Source organism: Vibrio sp. 99-70-13A1 (assembly GCF_013114625.1).
Taxonomy (GTDB): Bacteria; Pseudomonadota; Gammaproteobacteria; order Enterobacterales; family Vibrionaceae; genus Vibrio.
In genome coordinates this window covers 51,111-71,111 of the sequence record NZ_VTXD01000003.1, presented here as the reverse complement: position 1 = coordinate 71,111, position 20,001 = coordinate 51,111, and the positions used below count along the sequence as shown (strand labels likewise).

Annotated in this window: 16 protein-coding genes; 14 read left to right on the top strand and 2 right to left on the bottom strand. The window is 42.9% G+C overall.

Annotated features, from left to right (window positions below):
- Positions 1-206: 206 nt before the first annotated feature.
- The 9 genes from F0226_RS03740 to F0226_RS03700 all read left to right on the top strand — a co-directional run bounded on the left by F0226_RS03740 (position 207) and on the right by F0226_RS03700 (position 11,727).
- Entirely contained in the window at positions 207-1,145 is a 939-nt protein-coding gene (locus F0226_RS03740) for an aminoimidazole riboside kinase (protein ID WP_171734385.1), read from the top strand.
- 38 nt (positions 1,146-1,183) lie between these two features.
- Positions 1,184-2,656 carry a sucrose-6-phosphate hydrolase gene (locus tag F0226_RS03735; protein ID WP_171734560.1) on the top strand — a complete coding sequence of 491 codons (1,473 nt, stop codon included), beginning with the start codon at positions 1,184-1,186 and terminating at the stop codon, positions 2,654-2,656.
- A 564-nt stretch (positions 2,657-3,220) separates the two neighbouring features.
- Positions 3,221-5,203 carry a TonB-dependent siderophore receptor gene (locus F0226_RS03730; protein ID WP_253820758.1) on the top strand — a complete coding sequence of 661 codons (1,983 nt, stop codon included), beginning with the start codon at positions 3,221-3,223 and terminating at the stop codon, positions 5,201-5,203.
- Between the two features lie 176 nt (positions 5,204-5,379).
- A complete protein-coding gene (locus F0226_RS03725; RefSeq protein WP_171734384.1) occupies positions 5,380-7,509 on the top strand; it encodes a TonB-dependent siderophore receptor in 2,130 nt (709 codons plus the stop codon).
- Positions 7,510-7,696: 187 nt separating this feature from the next.
- Complete coding sequence (locus F0226_RS03720; RefSeq protein WP_253820750.1) at positions 7,697-8,638, top strand: Fe(3+) dicitrate ABC transporter substrate-binding protein; 942 nt, start codon at positions 7,697-7,699, stop codon at positions 8,636-8,638.
- Between the two features lie 32 nt (positions 8,639-8,670).
- A complete protein-coding gene (locus F0226_RS03715; protein ID WP_253820757.1) occupies positions 8,671-9,672 on the top strand; it encodes an iron chelate uptake ABC transporter family permease subunit in 1,002 nt (333 codons plus the stop codon).
- Positions 9,669-10,640 (top strand): iron chelate uptake ABC transporter family permease subunit, encoded by a 972-nt coding sequence (locus tag F0226_RS03710; protein WP_171734381.1) that lies wholly within the window; start codon positions 9,669-9,671, stop codon positions 10,638-10,640. Before F0226_RS03715 ends, F0226_RS03710 begins: the two co-directional genes overlap by 4 nt.
- A 2-nt stretch (positions 10,641-10,642) precedes the next feature.
- Entirely contained in the window at positions 10,643-11,407 is a 765-nt protein-coding gene (gene fecE, locus F0226_RS03705) for a Fe(3+) dicitrate ABC transporter ATP-binding protein FecE (protein WP_171734380.1), read from the top strand.
- A 116-nt stretch (positions 11,408-11,523) separates the two neighbouring features.
- Positions 11,524-11,727: a hypothetical protein gene (locus tag F0226_RS03700; RefSeq protein WP_171734379.1), complete on the top strand. Its 204-nt coding sequence runs from the start codon at positions 11,524-11,526 to the stop codon at positions 11,725-11,727.
- A 54-nt stretch (positions 11,728-11,781) separates the two neighbouring features.
- Here F0226_RS03700 and F0226_RS03695 read toward each other — a convergent pair whose 3' ends face one another.
- Positions 11,782-13,539, bottom strand: a complete 1,758-nt coding sequence (locus F0226_RS03695) for an amidohydrolase family protein (RefSeq protein ID WP_253820756.1) — start codon at positions 13,537-13,539, stop codon at positions 11,782-11,784.
- 401 nt (positions 13,540-13,940) lie between these two features.
- Between F0226_RS03695 and F0226_RS03690 the strand changes: the two genes are divergently transcribed.
- Positions 13,941-14,396 carry a MarR family transcriptional regulator gene (locus F0226_RS03690; RefSeq protein WP_171734378.1) on the top strand — a complete coding sequence of 152 codons (456 nt, stop codon included), beginning with the start codon at positions 13,941-13,943 and terminating at the stop codon, positions 14,394-14,396.
- Between the two features lie 228 nt (positions 14,397-14,624).
- Here F0226_RS03690 and F0226_RS03685 read toward each other — a convergent pair whose 3' ends face one another.
- Positions 14,625-15,689 (bottom strand): sensor domain-containing diguanylate cyclase, encoded by a 1,065-nt coding sequence (locus F0226_RS03685; protein ID WP_171734377.1) that lies wholly within the window; start codon positions 15,687-15,689, stop codon positions 14,625-14,627.
- Positions 15,690-15,820: 131 nt separating this feature from the next.
- On the opposite strand from F0226_RS03685, the gene F0226_RS03680 reads away from it, so the two are divergent.
- From F0226_RS03680 to F0226_RS03665, 4 genes are all read left to right on the top strand, one after another.
- A complete protein-coding gene (locus F0226_RS03680; protein WP_171734376.1) occupies positions 15,821-16,159 on the top strand; it encodes a cytosolic protein in 339 nt (112 codons plus the stop codon).
- A gap of 246 nt (positions 16,160-16,405) precedes the next feature.
- On the top strand, positions 16,406-17,833 hold the full coding sequence (locus F0226_RS03675) for an NAD-dependent succinate-semialdehyde dehydrogenase (RefSeq protein ID WP_171734375.1): 1,428 nt from the start codon (positions 16,406-16,408) through the stop codon (positions 17,831-17,833).
- A 393-nt stretch (positions 17,834-18,226) separates the two neighbouring features.
- Positions 18,227-18,694: a redox-sensitive transcriptional activator SoxR gene (gene soxR, locus F0226_RS03670; protein ID WP_171734374.1), complete on the top strand. Its 468-nt coding sequence runs from the start codon at positions 18,227-18,229 to the stop codon at positions 18,692-18,694.
- On the top strand, positions 18,691-19,863 hold the full coding sequence (locus tag F0226_RS03665; RefSeq protein WP_171734373.1) for a multidrug effflux MFS transporter: 1,173 nt from the start codon (positions 18,691-18,693) through the stop codon (positions 19,861-19,863). Before soxR ends, F0226_RS03665 begins: the two co-directional genes overlap by 4 nt.
- The last annotated feature ends 138 nt before the right edge of the window (positions 19,864-20,001 follow it).

Genomic DNA, 20,001 nt, shown 5'->3' with positions numbered 1-20,001 from the left:
TTTAAGTAATTGTCACGACAGTAGATAGTAAGACTGCCTGCATAGCTGGTATGACCCATCCGCATAGTTGTCACAGCCTATCGCTGTATTGATCGATAACGGACAAATCGATGGATGAAAAATGGGTTGATGGATAACGAATAGCGGAACAAGCCGTCAGGTAAATTTGAGCTGTTGGTGTTAAGTATTTTTTGGTGGTAAGTATTATGAACCGAGTGTGGGTAACTGGAGATGCGGTTGTTGACCTAATTCCAGATTCAAGTAACACCTTATTGAAATGTCCTGGTGGAGCACCAGCTAATGTGGCCGTAGCGGTTGCACGCCTTGGCGGCGACGCTGCGTTTTTTGGTCGAGTTGGTGAGGATCCATTCGGGTACTTCATGGAAACAACGCTTGCGAATGAGCAAGTGGATGTCGATAACTTAGTGAAAAACGCTCAGCATAGAACATCGACAGTACTTGTCGATCTCGATAAAGATGGCGAGCGAACGTTCACTTTTATGGTTAAGCCAAGTGCTGACCAATTTATTCAGCTAGATGATATTCCTACGTTTTCAGTAGGAGAGTGGCTGCACGTATGTTCTATTGCATTAGCGAATGAACCCAGCCGTTCCACAACGCTTACTGCATTGAAAAAAATGAAAGCGGCGGGCGGTTATATCAGTTTTGATCCAAATTTACGTGATGAAGTTTGGGCTAACCCAGCAGAGATTAAACCCGTGGTTATGGAAGCTATTAGCCTTGCCGATGTGGTGAAATTTTCAGAGGAAGAATTGACCTTCCTGACGGATACTCTTGAAATCGATGAAGGGCTTGATGCCATTAAGCCTTTGAATAATTCATTGGTATTAGTGACCCAAGGGGCAAAAGGTGTACTTGTTGTCACGGATAAAGAACGAAAATTAGTATCAGGAAAAGCGGTTAAACCAGTCGATACAACTGGTGCTGGTGATGCATTTGTTGGTGGACTTTTAGCAAAGCTATCTCGTCTGTCCAATTGGCAAAATGCCGATACATTACAAGATGTACTGCAAACAGCAATACAGTGGGCGAATGCCTGCGGTGCATTAGCGACAACTCAAAAGGGCGCCATGAGTGCTCTACCTACTGAAAAAGAGCTGCTTGAGTTTATCATCGCTAAATGAGTGACGAGTTCACTGCGGAAATGACTGGTTTAAATCGTATGGCTAGACAAGAAAATAAAAAATGGACGGTTGAACAAAGATACCGTCGTATTGAAGATATTTCTGATTCTCAGATATCTGAAATGATTGGAAAAAGACGGCTAGATGGAGGATACCCTAATTATCATATTGCCCCTGAATTTGGTCTGCTGAACGATCCAAATGGCTTGTGTTATTTCAATGGTGAGCACCATGTTTTTTATCAATGGACGCCTGTTGGTCCTGTTCATGGCATGAAATATTGGTATCACCTTTCAACCAAAGATTTTATACATTTTACCGATCACGGCATTGCTATTCATCCTGATCAATATTTCGACTCTCATGGGGCTTATTCCGGTGGTGCGATCGTTGAAGGCGATAAAGCATTGCTGTTCTATACGGGCAACCAAAGAGACGAGAATTGGAATCGAATTCCCACGCAGTGCTACGCGACTTTAGATAAAAGTGGTGTATTGGAAAAGAGAGGAATCATTGTTGAAAATTCTGCTTATACCGAACACTTTCGTGACCCTAAGGTGTGGAAGCAAGGAGATGATTATTTCATGGTTGTGGGGGCTCAAACACAGAGTTTAAAAGGGGCAATGGTGCTTTACCACAGTCAAAACTTGACTGATTGGGAGCATAAAGGACCGATTCAAACTTCGTATGATGATTTTGGTTACATGTGGGAATGCCCGGATTTCTTTGAGTTAGATGGTCAGGCCGTAATGTTGTTTTCTCCTCAAGGTATATCGACTTCTACCCCGTATGATCTTAAGAATATTTATTCAGTGACCTACCTAATAGGTGACAGATTAAATGTTGGTTCGATGGAACTGGAAGGGGAGCAAAGCATTCAGCAGCCCGATTACGGTTTCGATTTCTATGCGCCTCAAACCTATGTTGACGAACAAGGGCGTCGCATTATGTACGCTTGGGTTGGGCTGCCTGAAATTGATACCCCTTCCGTGAAACATGAATGGGCAGGCATGTTAACACTGCCTAGAGAGCTGCATGTTCAGGATGGATTTTTGGTACAAAAGGTTGTTGAAGAAATTACGGCGTTACGTAATGAAGCCATTGTATTTGAAGGAGACTTTGACTTACCAAGTAAAAGCTTTTGCTTAACGATTGATGCCAGTGTGAAGGGTTTTTCAATTGAGCTGAGTAATCCTTTTGGAGAAAAAATAACCTTCAGTGGCAGCGAGACTGAGTTTACCCTTGATCGCTCCAAGATGAGTGAGCTTTACGCTGAAGAATATGGATCAGTTCGTAAATCACCAAGGTTACGGGCTTCTACGCAGCAGATTGAAATGTATGTTGATCAGTCTGTCATAGAAATATTTATGAATGATGGAAAGCACACCATGACCAGTCGTTTCTTCATTCATGATTTGAGCTCAGTTAAGGCTTCAAGCACTACTGAAGCTGAATCATTTAAGCCAACGTATTATTCAATGAAGTCAATAACGGGGTTGGGGCAACCTTAGCCTAATCTTGACGTCGGTATCCTATTTTTTCGTTTAAATATAGCCACTTACCGTTTAAATATAGATATTTACCGTTTCAATGGGGATATTGATTCACCAATTAATACCACCGACCTTTCGGTGGTATTTTCGTTTACGGCTGTTCCTATTGCCTTTTTTGGAAGCATTCATAGAAATCAATTTAGACATCTAGCTTTGCATTATCTCCATAACCAAAACTTAATCCTAAAGCCTTAGATAAAACCCAATCTGTAAGTATTTACGATTTTAAGTGAAGTGAAGTTGGATTTGGCAAGGGCAAGGTTCAGTAGCATGATCCGTCTTAGTTAAAAGCTCGCACAGTTATTCTTCCCGTATATTTTATTGTTAATTTTATTACTAGTCGGGTTTCATACTTGTAGATTATAAATAACCCCAAAATATCTATTGCAAATATAAATGATATTTGTTCTTATTCTCACCCGTTGGTTTTTACAAACTAAAATGGAATTAAGAATGACGACATTATTACCCTCCAAGAGCCTTCTCTCTTTAGCAATTAAAGCTTCATTTTCTACCCTTGTTATGACGACTTGTGCCTTTGCGAATACAGGAACTTCTAGCCAAGAGTCTGATGTTGAGACCATGCAAATCTATGGGCATCAATACGAGGGCTATGCAGAGCATATGCCGCAATCAGGAACGAAAACAGATGTCGAGTGGTTAGACGTTCCACAATCTGTATCGGTAGTAACAAAAACTGAAATGGAAGACCGAGGCGCGGTACGTCTAGTGGATGCACTTGACGGCGTTGCTGGAGTGAATAACACGCTGGGCGAAGGAAGCCGAGATCAATTTGTTATTCGTGGCTTTGATGCTTTAAATGATATGTACCGAGATGGCATGCGTGATGACGGTACGCTTCAATCCTACCGCAGTTTAGCCAATATCGAACGAGTCGAAGTGGTCAAAGGTGCAGCTGGCGCTTTGTATGGAAGAGGTTCTGCGGGCGGTATTATCAACTTAGTCACCAAGCGTGCGAATGGTGACACGTTTACCCATGTTAATGGCAGTGTTGGCAGTAATAGCCAGTATGTTGGTCAAGTCGATAGCTCATTTTCCTTTTCAGATAAGGTCAATGGACGTGTGAATCTAGAGTATCGCGAAGGAGACTCATACGTTGATCACGTCGATTCTAATGACTTCTTTATTGCACCGACTCTTCGTTTCTTACCCGCTCACAACCATATCATTGATATTGATGTGGAATATGCTCATCAAGAATTGGTGCCATACCGTGGCGTTCCTTCGCATAATGGTAAGCCAGTCGACGTACCCGTTGATACTTTCTATGGCGGCACCAATGATTATCAAAAGTCTGATAGTTTACGCCTAGCGGTTAATTATGAGTGGCAGTTGAATCAAGATTGGATGTGGAATAACCGAGCATCATACAGCCATATAGAATTAGAACAGAAAGGTACACGCCAAGGGACAGTCACCGCAGGTGAAGTCTCACAAACCGTAAACAACTTTGGTTACGACCCTCGTACCACTACCACCCTTCAATCCGAGTTGGTATGGGAAACAAGTGATAACCAACTGATGATTGGTGCGGATTACAATCAGATCAATATCGACTTAACGTTGGCGAGTGATAAAACTCTTCCTCCTAAAGATATTTATGATCCAGTCGTGGGACCAACTCCAGATCCTGGCTTCAAACCATTTCGTGATAACACGACAACAACAACTGGCATTTATATTCAAGACGTTTACACCTTAGGTGATTTATCGCTGATCGGTAATGTGCGTTATGACTCCATGGATCTTGAACAACAAAAAGCCGGTGCTGAAAAAGAAAACTTAGATGACGATAAAGTAAGTTATCGCGCCGGTTTGGTGTACCGAATTAGTGATGATGTTTCGGTCTACGGCAGCTTAGCGCGCTCATGGCAGCTGCCTTATTCAGGGATTTACATTAACCCTAAATTGGCTGAGTTCTTCCAAACAGACTTAAAGGAAGTGGGAGCCAAAGCCTACCTTCTTGATAACGCTTTAATGCTTAACGCTGCTATTTTCCAAATCGATCAAGAGCAGCCTCAAACGAATACCGATGGGGATGTGATTGCTAAAATTGAAGCTCGCCACCAAGGCCTAGAACTTGAAGCCCGAGGGAAAATCACGGAAGAGTGGGACATCTCTGTCGGTTATAGCTACTTAGATGCGGAAGACAAAGATACAGGTAAAAAGCCAAATGATGTGTCTGATCACCTGTTTTCACTTTGGAGTACTTACCAACTGGATGACAACTGGCGCCTTGGTGGCGGGGTGAAATACGTAGGTGACCGTTATTCAGGCAACGATGAAGCGGTAGCACTCGGCGATTACACCACGGTTGATCTGATGACGGCTTACACTACTGGATCACACAAAATACAAGCCAACGTTTATAACCTGTTTGACGAAAAATACATTTTGGGTGCAACGAATGGCAAGTCGGGTCTGAATCAGATTGGTTACGGTGCTCCTGTCGAATTCATGCTGAGTTACGGGTATCAATTCTAGAGCTTCATAAATACTAAAGCTCAATAAACAACTTACCCATAGACAACTCGAAAATAAACGAGCGTTTACAGCTTGTTATCGAAAGATTCATTTATCTTATTACTCAATATGAGTCTTAAGCTTTTATGGCGACTTAAATAAACAATTAAGTCGCCTAATTTTCTTTAAGGATTCCCATGTCTTACCAGAATTTGGATGGTGCATTACGTAATCATTTTCCGCGTCGCAGCTTACTCAGTATCGCGATTCTTTCCGCTACTTCGATGGGCGCTATGGCGGCGTCTAACCCGAATAACAATGTGACGGCAATGGAAACGGTGGTGGTGACCGCAAGTGTTATCGGCAACTCACAGGTTGAAGATGTTCGTGAGTACCCTGGTGCTCGTACGGTACTGACTAGTGAACAAATTGAAAAAACCGCGGCTCATTCTATTGATTCTGCTTTGCAAAGTGTTCCAGGCATCAAGGTGCAAGATGAAACGGGCACAGGAGTCTTGCCGAATATTTCCGTTAGAGGTTTAAAAGCAAGCCGAAGTGGTCATGCTCAGTTCTTGATGGATGGCGTGCCACTCACTTTGGCTCCATATGGCCATACTGGACAATCCATTTTCCCAGCGACACTTTCTATGCTTGAAAGGATTGATATTGTTCGCGGCGGTGCTGCCGTTCAATACGGACCGAACAACGTTGGAGGTGTCATTAACTTAGTCACTAAGCCGATACCTCACAAATGGCAGACAGAGGTCAGTAACCGATTAACGGTATTTGAAGACGGTGATACGCCTCTTAATGACTTTTACTTGAGAACCGGCGGTTGGTTAACGGATAACTTGGCTTTACAGCTTGAGGGTAACTTCTTAAAAGGAGAAAGCTTCAGAGATCATTCCGATACGGACGTTAAAAATTTCCAAGCAAAAGTTCAGTGGTTACTGAGTGATACACAAGAGTTACAAGCTTTTATTCAGCGTTACGATGCCGATACTCAAATGCCAGGGGCATTATCGCCTGATGACTACAAGCAAGATCGCACTCAATCTAAACGTCCTTATGACGAATACCAAGGGCAATCTACACGTTGGAGCCTGAAATACCTTCATGATTTAGATATTGCCGATGGTGCCGAGTTTGAACTACTGACTTTTGGTCATAAGTCGGAACGTTTCTTCCAATGGGGCTTTAATAGCGCAGGTGGACATTGGGCTGATCCAGCTTTGCCATCGACTCATATTCGCACTTCCCCACGTGAATTCAATGTATACGGCATCGAGCCAAAACTGGCACTTTATTTCGGTCAAGGCAAATCCGTGAGCCAAAACTGGATTGTTGGTGCGCGTTACGTTAATGAAGATGTGGACTACAAATTAACTCAAACACCTATTGCGGGTGGTGCAACCGCAACACCACGTGATTGGCACTTGGATACGGATGCCTTCGCCGGTTACATCAGTAATGAAATAGGCTTCTTGAATGATACTTTAAAAGTCACACCTGGGGTTCGATATGAATCAGTAGATATGGCATTTAAAGATATAGGAAAGAGTGAAAATTCGAACAACAAAGTGACGGAATGGCTACCAGGCTTAACGCTTGCTTATCACTTGAATGAAAATTGGGTTAGCTATGCGAACGCGCAGAAATCATTGAGAGCACCGCAAATTGCGTACATCCGAGGTTTGGGTGAAGAAGGTAGCGAACTTGCTTGGAACTACGAATTAGGGGCGCGTTACACCCAACAGTCAACCAGCTTTAATGTTGCGTTATACCGCATTGATTTTAAAGACCAACTTCAGTGGCAAAGTGGAACGCAAACCTTTGACAACATTGGTAAGACACTTCACCAAGGTATTGAAGTGTCTGGTCGTTACACTCCTGAATCTATGCAGGCGTTAAGCTTAGGGGCAAGCTATAACTTCCTAGATGCAACCCTTGAAGAAGACGGTGCGAATAAGGGAAATCAACTTCCTCATACATCACAGCATCAACTTAGTTGGGATGCAACATACGCCTTTACAAAAATTGATACGACGTTATCAGGTTTCTACTTCAGTGATGCGTATACCGATAATGCTAATACGAGTGAAGAAGATGCAACCGGAGCAAAAGGAAAAGTACCGTCTTATATGGTCTGGAACTTTAATTTAGGCACGGATCTTTATAAAGATGAAAACAACCTGCTACGTATGAATGTTGCGGTGAATAACCTCTTTGCTGAGGAGTATTACTTCCGCGGTATTGATACCAGCCCTGTAGGACGCTATCCGGCTCCGGGGCGCTCTTACACGATTGATCTTAACTACCAGTTTTAACTTTAGTTAAATAAGAGTTAAGTAAGGGTTAAAAAGAGTTAAATAAAGTTAAATCAAAGTTATCTCAAAAAGTTGTCAATCTGAGCAGGAAATGCGAGTTGGCAGCTTTTTGACTTGTAAGTTAATCAATTTACAAGGGAATCAATTTATAAACCTGTTGATTTATCAGGTTATGGAATGTGAAAAGATGAATACTAAAAAACAGTGGAACTGGGTATATGCCATCTTCGGAGTTGTCATGATGTTGCTGTCTTCTTTTTCAAGTGCAGAAATACGCACGGTAAAGGATGAGCAAGGTCAGTTTCAAATAGAATCAGTGCCAACCCGAATTGTCGTCCTTGAGTTTTCTTTTGTGGACGCTTTGGCTGCGGTTGGAGTGTCGCCGATTGGGGTGGCTGATGATAATGATGAAACGCGGGTGATTGCTTCTGTTCGATCAAAAATAGGCAAGTGGCAGTCTGTTGGTATGAGATCTCAGCCTAGTTTGGAAGCCATTGCGGTATTGAAGCCGGATTTGATTATTGCAGATGCAGAAAGGCACCGAACTATTTACCAAGATTTACAACGCATTGCCCCGACTCTATTACTTAAAAGCCGAGGTGAAACATACGAAGAAAACTTAGAATCGGCCCAAAAAATTGGCATTGCATTAGATAAAGAAGTGAAAATGGCGCTGCGTATAAAGCAGCATCAACATCATATGGCTCAAAGTAAACACCGATTAGTCAGTAAAGAAACGGTTCAATTTGCAGTTGTTTCGGATAAAGGCATGTGGCTTCATAGCCCAGCTTCCTATGCTGGTGGGGTGTTAAGTTCTCTTGGGATTTTAAGCCCTCTTGCTAAGCAGGAAGAAGACAACACTCCTTCCGAAGATCTACATTCAGGCAAAGCCTACCTGCCGACAAGCTTTGAGTTCTTATTAAAAACAAACCCTGATTGGCTGTTGGTTGGTGCTTATTCACAACCAAATATTGTGGATGAATGGAAAAACAACCCTTTATTCAAGATCCTAAAATCATCAAAAAAAGAGCAAGTGGTCGAAGTGTCTCCGGCATTATGGTCTTTAAATCGTGGCATGCTTGCCGCTGAAGAAATTGCTCATGAGCTTGAAACTTTACTAGGTCACTAATGAGTATATCTGTTCTTACACAGGGTAAAGCGATGGTTAAGCCGCATTGGCGCACCGTCGCTTTTACGGTTTTGGTGGTGTTCATTACTTGTTCTGGCTATGCCGTGTCTATGCTGGGCTGGTCGAATTTTTCATTAACATTAAACAGCCTATTTCAGTATTGGTTTCACTTTGATGAAGCCAATATGATACAGCAGATTTTAGCAACGCTTCGTGCGCCACGCGCTCATGCCGGCTTAATGATTGGAGCATGTCTGGCTGTCGCGGGTGTATTAATGCAAGGGCTCACTCGTAACCCATTAGCATCACCTTCCATTCTTGGTATTAACGCTGGTGCTGCATGTTTTATGGCTCTTGCCTCTATCGGGGTTCCGGTTTTAAGCCAAATCAATCCTGTTTTAAATGCGGTAACAGGTGCACTGTTTAGTGGTATTACCGTCATGATTTTGGGCGGTTTTTTTTCTTCTCGCTTTCATCCATTACGTTTGGTTTTAGCTGGGATCGCGGTTAGTGCTTTGCTTATTGGTTTAACTCGCGCTGCGGTGATCTTAGCGGATGACATGGCATACAGCGTATTGCATTGGCTAACAGGATCGCTTTCAAGTGTCGATGCTTCTCAATGGCAACTGCTTTGGCCGCCAGCATTATTGGGGCTGATTTTAGCCATGGGTTTAGCGCGTAATTTGAATCTATTATCGTTAGGTGAAGAAGTGGCTGTTGGGCTAGGCAGTAATGTATCTATGACTCGTTTAGTCAGTGGCGTCGCGATAGTTTTGCTCGCGGGAACCTGCGTCGCGATAGCCGGCCCTATTGGCTTTGTCGGTTTGCTTGTCCCTCATTTAGTGAGACCAATAGTCGGTCATAATTACCACGTGCTTATTCCCGTTTCTGCTTTAAGTGGAGCAGCATTGGTTGTGTGGTCTGATGCGCTATCTAGATCAATTGCGTTCCCGGCAGAAACCCCCGTCGGCGTAATTACTGCATTACTTGGGACGCCTTGCTTCATTGTTATTGTTGTAAGGAGATCCTTATGAGCCTTACCGCCAAGTTGATGGCTTTATTGACACTATTGATGGTGTCTTCTTTCGCAACGCTTTTCGCTGGTGCTGCTCAAATTCCTTTTGGGCAAGTGATCGATCATCTCTTTGCCTTCTCGAATACCGATTTTGTCATTCACCAATATCGCTTACCCCGAATGGTGCTGGCGATTGGTGTCGGTGCGGGGTTAGGGCTCTCGGGCGTTTTAGTTCAAGGGGTTATCCGTAACCCATTAGCGTCCCCCGATCTCATGGGGATAAGTGCTGGTGCAGGTCTAGCGGCGACCACCTGTTTAGTGTTGTTTCCTAATGCCCCCGTATCACTGCTTCCATTTGTTGCTATGTTTGGTGGTTTATTTGCAGCAGGTTTGATTGCGGTACTGGCTTATTGGTCAAAACCCACAGCGGCTCGGCTGGCTTTAATTGGTATTGCGGTCAGTGCCTTTCTGGCGAGTGGCATCGATTTTTTATTGATCGTCAATCCAGTTGAAATTAACACTGCAATGGTCTGGTTAACGGGCAGTTTGTGGGGGCGAAATTGGCAGCAAGTCCCTTATATTTGGTTCATTTTACTTCTGTTACTGCCATTGGCTTTTTGGCTAGCCTGGCGTTTAGATGTGATGGGGCTTGGTGATGAAAGTGCAACAACGCTTGGAGTCGCTCCGAAAAAAATCCAAATATGGGCGTTGATCGCAGCCGTCTTGCTTGCCAGTGTCAGTGTGTCTGTTGCGGGTACCATTAGTTTCGTTGGGTTGCTGGCTCCTCACTTAGCACGTTTGTTGTTTGGTCATAATCATAAATTCTTAGTCCCAAGTGCCGCTATTCTCGGTGCCTTACTCGTGGTCTGCGCTGATGGCCTCGCTCGGGGTATCCAGCCGCCAATTGAATTGCCCGCAGGTGTGTTAACGTCGGTGATTGGCGCGCCGTATTTCATCTTTCTACTGTATCGTTATCGAGGTTGGTAAACATGCTACAAACGCAGAACCTTTCCGTCGCGTACGGCAAGCAAACCATCATTCAAGATTTGTCTTTGAACATTCCTAAAGGGAAAATTACGGCTCTTGTAGGGCCTAATGGCTGTGGCAAATCCACCTTATTGAAAACCTTAGTGCGTATAAATAAACCGTCTTCTGGGGAAGTACTGTTTGAGGGTAAAGCCATAAGCAGTTATCAAGATAAATCTTTAGCTCGTTCTTTGTCGCTATTGCCTCAAATATTAGTGAGCCCCGAAGGTATTACTGTTAGGAAGCTGGTGGAATACGGTCGCTCACCTTATTTATCTCATTGGGGGCGTCTGAATCAGGAAGATAAAAAGATCGTTGAACAGGCCATGTTAAATACAGGGGTGGCGGAATTTGCAGATAAAGCCGTCGAGTCACTTTCTGGAGGTCAAAGACAAAGAGCATGGATCGCTATGGTGATGGCTCAAGATACAGACGTTGTGATGCTGGATGAACCGACGACTTACTTAGATATGTCTCATCAAGTGGAACTCATGAATTTAATGAGGCAAATGAACGACAATGGCAAAACGGTTGTTGTGGTGTTGCACGATTTAAATCAAGCCTGTCGCTACTGTGACCATTTAATAGTGTTAGAGCAAGGCGCATTGATAACGCAAGGTTCACCTGAAGAGGTTTTTACCGAAGCATTACTTGATGAAGTTTTCGACTTAAAAGCCAGAGTATTCCGTGATCCAGTTTCTGGCACTCCAATGTGTGTTGCAGTGTAGAAGGAAGGGTAAAGAGCGGGAGATGGAAGATAGGCAACGTCGTATGAAAAATTCTGACACTTTTCGCATGTGAAGATCGTAACCACCCGTGCGTAAAAACTCCGCTATCGCGGCTTGTGGAAACTCTGCCGTATATTTTGAAGTGCTTTGTCTACGACGGACACATTCCTTGGGATGTTGGTTTGTTGATGTTTATCGGGCAAGTCATCGGCGGAAAGGTTGGAGCGAAACTGGTTTTGGCGAAAGGTCAGCAGCTTATCAAGTTTGTCATGATTGCCGTAACTATAGGTGTGTCGACTAAAATGCTGTTCATGAGTTAGCAAATGGCTGGCAAGGTTTCAGTAGAGGGTTCAAAACCTGAACCCTCTGAATGATTATTTATGTGTGAATACTTTAGATACGATTTGCCACTGGTTGTTTTCCTTAACTAAGCTCAAATAGTTAACGAAACGACCATTACCGAAAAAGTTCTCTTCTTCTAAAGTTACGCTTGCGGTATCACCTTGAACATCAATGTAAGTAATTTTAGAGATGAAATTGATGTTTTGAGAAGCCATCGATGGGCGTGAAGCGACATCTTTAATAAATGGTTCAGGCGTGCCTGCAAGATGAACATGAGGAAGATCACCAGCCATCACTGCGTTAGTGTGAAACATCTGCTTTAAACTTGTTGTATCTGCGTTGAATACACTTGCTGAATATTTCTCGATTGTTGTTCTAACTTGAGATTCTGGACTTGTGTATATTGTTTTTCCTTCAAATACGGTTTGATCCACTTTTGTTTCACCGAGAGCGTTCGAATCAACATCAAACACATTCTGATTTAGTAATAACATATCTGCAGATTTACCTGTTTCAATTGAACCTGCTTTATCGCCTCGGCGCTGAGCTTTAGCGCCATTAATCGTATATAGCTCTAACGCTTGAACAATATTAATTTTTTGCTCTGGCCATACTGTTTCGTCAGCACGCAGGCCATTAGGGTCTTTACGAGTAATCAGAGATTCCATTGCTTTCCATGGATTCACATCGGGTGATATGGGCCAGTCAGAACCCCCTGTTGGCATCGCTCCGTTTTCCGATAACGTTTTAACCGCGCAGTTTCTACCCGCACGCTCTTTACCGATCGCCATTTCTAACCCATCTTGGAACATACTTGGGTACCAGAAAATAGGTGAGAAGTTAGGAACCACATTCAGCTCTGAGAAACGTTTGATGTCAGATGGATCAACGATACATGCATGGGCAATCTCATGTCTCAACCCCGAATCACCTTGTATCTCACGCATTTTTTCAACCGCATTGAGCATGGTACGCGCTGCTCGATCACCCACAGCATGAACTTGTGTAGTAAAACCGTGCTTATCCAACCACATCAAGTTTGTTGCAAGCAACTTTTCGGAATAATTAAGCTTACCTAATGCTGCTTTTTCATCATCGCTATAGGGTGCTAACATCGCAGCCGTTTTTGTCGGTGGGATACCATCTAGCGTCATTTTGGCGAATTTAGAATAAAGGTGTCCTGAACTTGGTTTGACCATATCCATGAACGCTTTTTGTGTTTCATCTTGGCTCATATTATTGCTAGTCGGCCAACCCCATGATAACGCGACGTTCGCCGTCAATAAGCCATTATCATCGAGTTGTTTCCACGCGTTGTATTCCTTATCAAATACGTAAGAATCTTTAACACCAATAACGCCCATTTTGTTCAGTTCAGTAATCACTTTTTTAGCTGAAAGCGCATACTCATCACTGGTGCGTTTAGGCACGGCATTATGTAACGGGGCACCCGCACCTTCTAAGAAAAATCCAGAGAAAGCACCTGTATCGTCATAGATGACTAAGTCTTTGTATTGCTCCATGCTAGCAAGTGTAATTTTGCTTTCAGCGATGGCTTTGCTGTTCACCCACACATTGTGATGGCTGTAATCCGTAAGCAAAATGGCTCTATCTTTTGATACGTCATCAAGCATTTTGATCGTTGGGATATCAGCAGACATCAAAATATCGGACCCCCAACCAGAGCCGATGATCCATGAACCCGCAGGCATTGTATCCACACACTCAGCAACCAAAGTGATGACTTCTTCAGCGTTAGCGCTGGCAGGAAGATGGCATTCAAATAACAGTTTTTCACCTGCCCCGATTGGATGGATATGGCTGTCATATAGCCCCGGAACACGGTTTTACCTTTCAAATCAACAACTCTTATGTCTTTGTTAAATGAAGCTGCCGTTTTTGAGTCGTTGCCAACATATTTGAACACACCATTTTCAACAACAACTGAGGTGACAAATTGATGCTGCGTATTAGCCGTGTAAATATTACCGTTTATGTAGGCTGTTGCATCACTTGCCGCCATTACTGACGAAGCAGCACAAAGCGTCGACAAAGTGGTCAATATTATCGGAATGGATTTTTGATGTTTCATTATTGGCCTCGGTTCTCTTCAATTGTTGTTTATTGGTATTATCAAAGATACAATATAGTTGACAGCGCAACTAATTATTAAAAGTTCATCGAGGAACGAATGAAAAGCACAGCACCCAAAAACCCGATCAGCAAGCAAATTGCAACGCTCTATCGTCAAGAGTTATGGGCACTCAGCAATCTATTAGAGACTCACGATATTTCGTTCTCACAATTACCCTTTATCATGGCTCTTTATGTTGAATCGGGGATCACACAAGACGCACTTGCAGCTCAAGTGCAAGTTGATAAAGCCAGTGCCACACGGGTTTTGAAACAACTAGAAGTGAAAGGTATGGTCACGCGAGAGCGCTGCCCGAATGATGCCCGCGCTAGGTTAGTCTTTGTGACTGAAAAAGCCCGAGCGATTGAGATGGTACTGATTCAAATCATTAAAGAATGGAATGATATTTTACTTGAAGGTGTGTCTGAGAAAGAGATTGAAACACTGAAATCTGTTCAAACAAAAATGCTTAACAATGCAGAAAAATATAGAAGAAATAAAAGCCTAGTTTAATAAAAGTGGAGTTCTCCTAAGAATCCTTCTCCTTTGGTCTCGATATCGCATTGGTACATGTCCGACCGTAGGAAATAGCGAGGTGAATGACACCTCGCCTACGGTTTCCTGAGCAGGTTATTGCTCATAGCGATCGAGGCAGTCAGTACTGCTCGAAAAGAATATCGATAGCTCATCAGTACTTATAAGATAAGCAAAACGGTCAATCACTTTAATTACTAATGCAGATCAGCTTAAAGTTGAAGTAAGCACGTACGGCAGTTTTTTCTTTTTAGCTATATACATAGCTCTGTCCGTCTTATCTATTAATACTGATAATTCACGATCATCATGCGGATAAATGCCAATTCCAATACTGACTCCAACCGCAATCTCACCATCGACCTTATCTACCGAAACGGGCTCTGAAATTAGTTCACGCAGTTTACTCGCAATACCTTTAGCTTCTTGTTCACAGTTCTTGTGATCATGAATATCAAACAATACTAGGAATTCATCTCCGCCTACTCGAAAACAGATATCACTACTCCGTAACTGTCCTTTCAAGCGAGTAGATATCTCAACAAGAAGCTGGTCACCAATATCATGCCCAAACGTGTCATTAATTAATTTAAATCCGTTTAAGTCTAGGTAGGCAACTCCCAAACAACCAGAATTAAGCACGTTTAATGACTGATTTTCTAATAAACTCTCAAGGTGCCGCTTATTAAACAAACCTGTTAATGCATCCGTATTCGCTTCATCCTTTAGTTCATCGATTACCTCTTGAACTCTAGAGTAATCATGTAACGTTGCTATCCCACACTTCGCACCATTAAACATAATATTTCCGATGGAAATCCTTGCGTTAAACCCCTCACCATTAGCATTTCGACAAGGCATAACACTTCTAGACATCATTTCTCTAGCTTGAGATTGATTAAGTACAAAGTTACTGACCTTCATATCATGGTGATTAACAACATCCGGCTGCATCAAGTCATTCAGTCTAAGGTTTAACAATACCTCTCTCTCATAACCAAATAACTGAGCACATGATTTATTCGCAAACACAATATTAGAATGCTGATCAACAATCAGAATTGCATCCACTAGAAAATCTAAGAACTGAGAAATTTCACCTGGTTGCTCCATAAACCGCATATATCCATAATTATTTATACCAAATGATAATAATTGTATTTGATGTATATAACTTTGATTAAGTACAACATCAAAAAATAAATATAGCCCATTCATTGACACCTGTGGCATAAATGGACAATCAGCCTTAATAGCAAAAACTTGTTTCAAGTTGGTCTATTGAATATCCGGAAATGGCGCAGAATCACCATCTTTAGCAACTAAATCTTCACTACGTTTTGCCCTTGATAGTGATAGAATCTCCGCATCAAAATTATCGAGAAACTAGGTATTTATAATCTATGTTTATCCATCATGTTAACGGCATCGACTGGCTGGTGATTACAGCTTTTGAAGAACTGAAAACTATGTTTATCGAAGAAGCCGGTGCGATCCCATCTTGCTTCTCTACCCTCAGCGAATTGAACTTGATTGATCAAGCCAAGCGTACTTATGGGTATCTGCCTACATTTAGCGGCGTAATCACCGATACCGGTACATTTCAAAGCCAGGGTAATGAAGAAGATTTGAACCCACAGCTAGCCTGTCTAGTTGAGGGGCGGGGTCGAGTGTTCATCTATCACGGCGGCTTTGTGGCTTTTGTGGATGATGAGCAAACCTTTATTACCCGAATGGACTGAAAATTATTCAATAAGTTGAAATTGGCGAGTTGTATCTCTTGCAAGAACGAGTTGTATCCCTTGCAAGAAATAGTGCCGAAATGAGGTAGACCACAACTTTTTAATCGCACAATAGGAGCTAAAAAAGATCAAACGATATTGTCGTTCGACAAGTGGTTTGTAGCGGTATGGTGGGTGAATTAAGCTTGTTTTCAGTCTGGAAAATGGCTTAACGCTAAGAATGTCAGACAACGAAAAGGTATTCGTATGCAACAGATAAAAAATCAAAGCTTACTGTCTTTTATGGTTACAGAATCAGACAAAGCGCTTGCTGTGAGTAACCCTGCGACAGCCGATATTATCGGCTATGCACCAGTTTCAAGTGATGTTGAAATATTAGCCGACATTGAGCGTTCGCATACGGCGCAAAAAAGTTGGGCGGCACTTCCTGCGAAAACTCGTTCAGGCTTTTTACACCGCTGGTATGAACTGCTATTAGAGAACCAAGAAGATTTAAGCCGGTTAATGACCTTAGAGCAAGGTAAACCATTACCCGAAGCTCAAGGTGAAGTGCTCTATGGGGCAAGCTTTATAGAATGGTTTGCAGAAGAAGCCAAGCGAACATATGGGGAAACCATTCCCGCTAATTCTGGCGATAAACGTTTTGTTACCATCAAACAGCCAATTGGCGTGGCATGCGCCATTACGCCTTGGAATTTTCCTATTGCGATGATCACCCGTAAAGCGGCTCCGGCATTGGCTGCTGGTTGCAGTTTTATCGTGAAGCCTGCTGAACTGACGCCACTATCGGCTTTTGCTGTCGTTGAACTTGCCTATCAAGCGGGTATCCCGCGCGACGTGATAAAAGTGGTGCTAGGAAACACAGCGCCTCAAGTTGGAGATATTTTCACCTCACACCCATTGATACGAAAACTGTCCTTTACTGGTTCGACTAAAGTTGGAAGCCTGTTGATGCAGCAAAGTGCGCATGACATTAAGCGAACTTCTATGGAACTCGGCGGCAATGCTCCGTTTATTGTATTTGAAGATGCAGATATTGATGCCGCAGTAAAAGGCGCATTGGCATCTAAGTTTCGTAATGCTGGGCAAACTTGTGTCTGCGCGAACCGATTTTATATTCACAGCAATGTGTACGATACTTTTGTGACTAAGTTAGATGCTGAGGTTCAAAAGTTCAAAGTAGGGAACGGTTTGGAAAGCGAGGTGAATATAGGTCCTGTGATCAGTGAATCAGCGAAGACGGGTATTCAATCTAAAATTGACCGCGCTATTGAGCAAGGTGCTATCCCAGTCACTCCTCTTAAAACGCTTCCTGGATTATTCATGCAGCCGGTGGTGCTTCGAAATGTGTCCCATGACATGGATATCGTCCAGCAAGAGATCTTTGGTCCCGTGGCGCCAATCATGCGCTTTGACAGTGATGAAGAGTTAATCCATATGGCGAACGACACCATTTACGGGTTAGCGGCGTATTTTTATAGCCAGAATATTCATCGAGTATGGAAAATTGCTGAAGCGTTGGAATATGGCATGGTGGGGATTAATGAAGGGATCATTTCAACGGAAGTTGCCCCTTTTGGCGGAATCAAACAGTCGGGTATTGGGCGAGAAGGTGCTAAACAAGGCATCGATGAATATTTAGATGTGAAGTATTTATGCTTTGGCGGTAGTTAGTCGCTTCTCTTTATCTATTTAAGTGACATATCTACATGCCTATCTATTTATTCAGTGGCGCGTCTATCGATTGAATTAAGTGACTTATCTATTTTCATCGCTTATTTATTCTCATCACTTTGGTAAGCCTCATCACTTAACTAAGCCCCATCGCTTTGTTAAGTCGTACCGTTATTCTGGCTGTTCTTTGTCTGCTTTGTTGCTCATTACTATTTACGTCTCTTGCGTAGTGAGCATCAATACCTGTCTTAGACTCTCTCCATAAAATATAAGAAATCAGTTTAATTATTCGAACAAAATTTGCCCGTTGGCGTATAGTATATAATTAAAGTTAACTTCAAGTTAATGTCTTCATTCATATTGATCTCATCGTTGTATTTCAGGTTTAACATCATGATAAATAATAACTACCTAACCGTAGGGCAACTGTCAGAAAGAAGCGGAGTGGCAGCGTCTGCTCTGCGTTTTTACGAAACCAAGAACCTCATATCATCGATAAGGACTAATGGTAACCAACGCCGATACAACACCTCTATGTTGCGCAGAATTGCGCTTATTCAAGTGGCTCAATCCATCGGTTTCACCCTTGAAGAAATTACGCTTGAGCTTGCGAGCTTACCCATGAACAAAACGCCGACGAAGCGAGATTGGGAAAAGGTTGCTAAGAAGTGGCAGAAAGATCTCGACCATAAAATGAAGCAGATCCAGTCATTAAGTGAGAATTTAACGGGCTGTATTGGTTGTGGCTGTTTGAGTATGAAGAAGTGCCAGTTACTCAACCCTGAAGACATCCTCCATGAAAATGGAAATGGTGCGCAGCGGTTAGTCGATGAATTTGACGAAGAAGGCAGTAAATCATGAGTCGCCCATTTCAATTTAGAACCATTCTTTTAGCCTGCTTAATTATCAGTGTAGGTCAGCTGAGTATGGGCTTAGTTTTTCCGTCACTACCTTGGATAGCTAAAGACTTTTCAATCTCTCTTGAAGAAGCTCAACTGCTCGTCAGTATTTATCTATTGGGTTTTGGTCCTTCTCAGTTTATTTACGGACCGATTTCAGATGCGTTAGGGCGCAAGAAAGTGTTGTTAACTGGGCTGTTTATCGCCTTGCTCGGTTTATTGATGATCATATTTTTGAGCGACTCCTTTACTGGAATTGTGATGGGACGTTTCCTGCAAGGGTTAGGCACCGGGTGTTGCGCGGTACTGGCGAGAGCATCGACTCGCGATCGTTTCAGTGGCGCAGAGCTGCCCGTTGCGATGTCTTACATTGCGATGGCTGCTTCGATTACTCCTTTAATTGCACCAGTGCTTGGCGGGTTCATTAATTTCCACTTCGGCTGGAGCATGGTGTTCATCTCTTTGTTTGGTTATGTATCACTGGCGTGGGTGATTATTGCGTTTCGCTTTAAAGAAACAGTGGCTGAGCGTTCTAGTATTCCATCGGTAAAAAATATGGTGCTGCAATACAAAGAACTGCTGACGTCACGTTACTTCATGAGCTTTGCGAGCATTGGCTGGTTGAACTTTAGCTTAATGATCACCACGGTTTCCGTGATGCCATTTATTATGCAAAACCAAATCGGGATGACTTCCGACGAATACGCAATGTGGGCGGTGATTCCGGCATTGGGTATGTTGGGGGGCACCAGTATTTGTAACCGATTCCGTCCAATTTTAGGCAGCAAGAAAATGCTGTTATGCACGCCAGTTTTGCATGTGGCAGCAGCGGTGTGGTTCTTTTTCTGCCCTGTTGAACCTTTGTATTTGATGCTGGGTCAGCTGTTAATGATTTTAGGTAATGGTATCGCTTTGCCATGTGCTCAAGCTTTGGTTATGCAGCCTTACAAGAAAAATGCTGGTGCGGCGGCGGCTATGTCGGGCGGCGGGCAAATGGTGGTTTCATCTCTAGTCAGTATGGGGTTAGTGAAGTTAGGTTTAGGTGAAGCGTGGCATTTATCCTTCGTAATTATTGTGTTTACCATGATTACGCTGATGAACATTTTCCGAGGCTTTAACAGCGAAGCTTAGTCTCTGGATGATGGATGATGGATGATGGATAAAGAGGATATTGGGCGCAGAGTAAGAATCGACTTGGATTCAAGACGGATTCAAGATTGCTGTAAGTTATAAATGAAGATTGCTGTGAGCTATAAACTAAACGTGCTA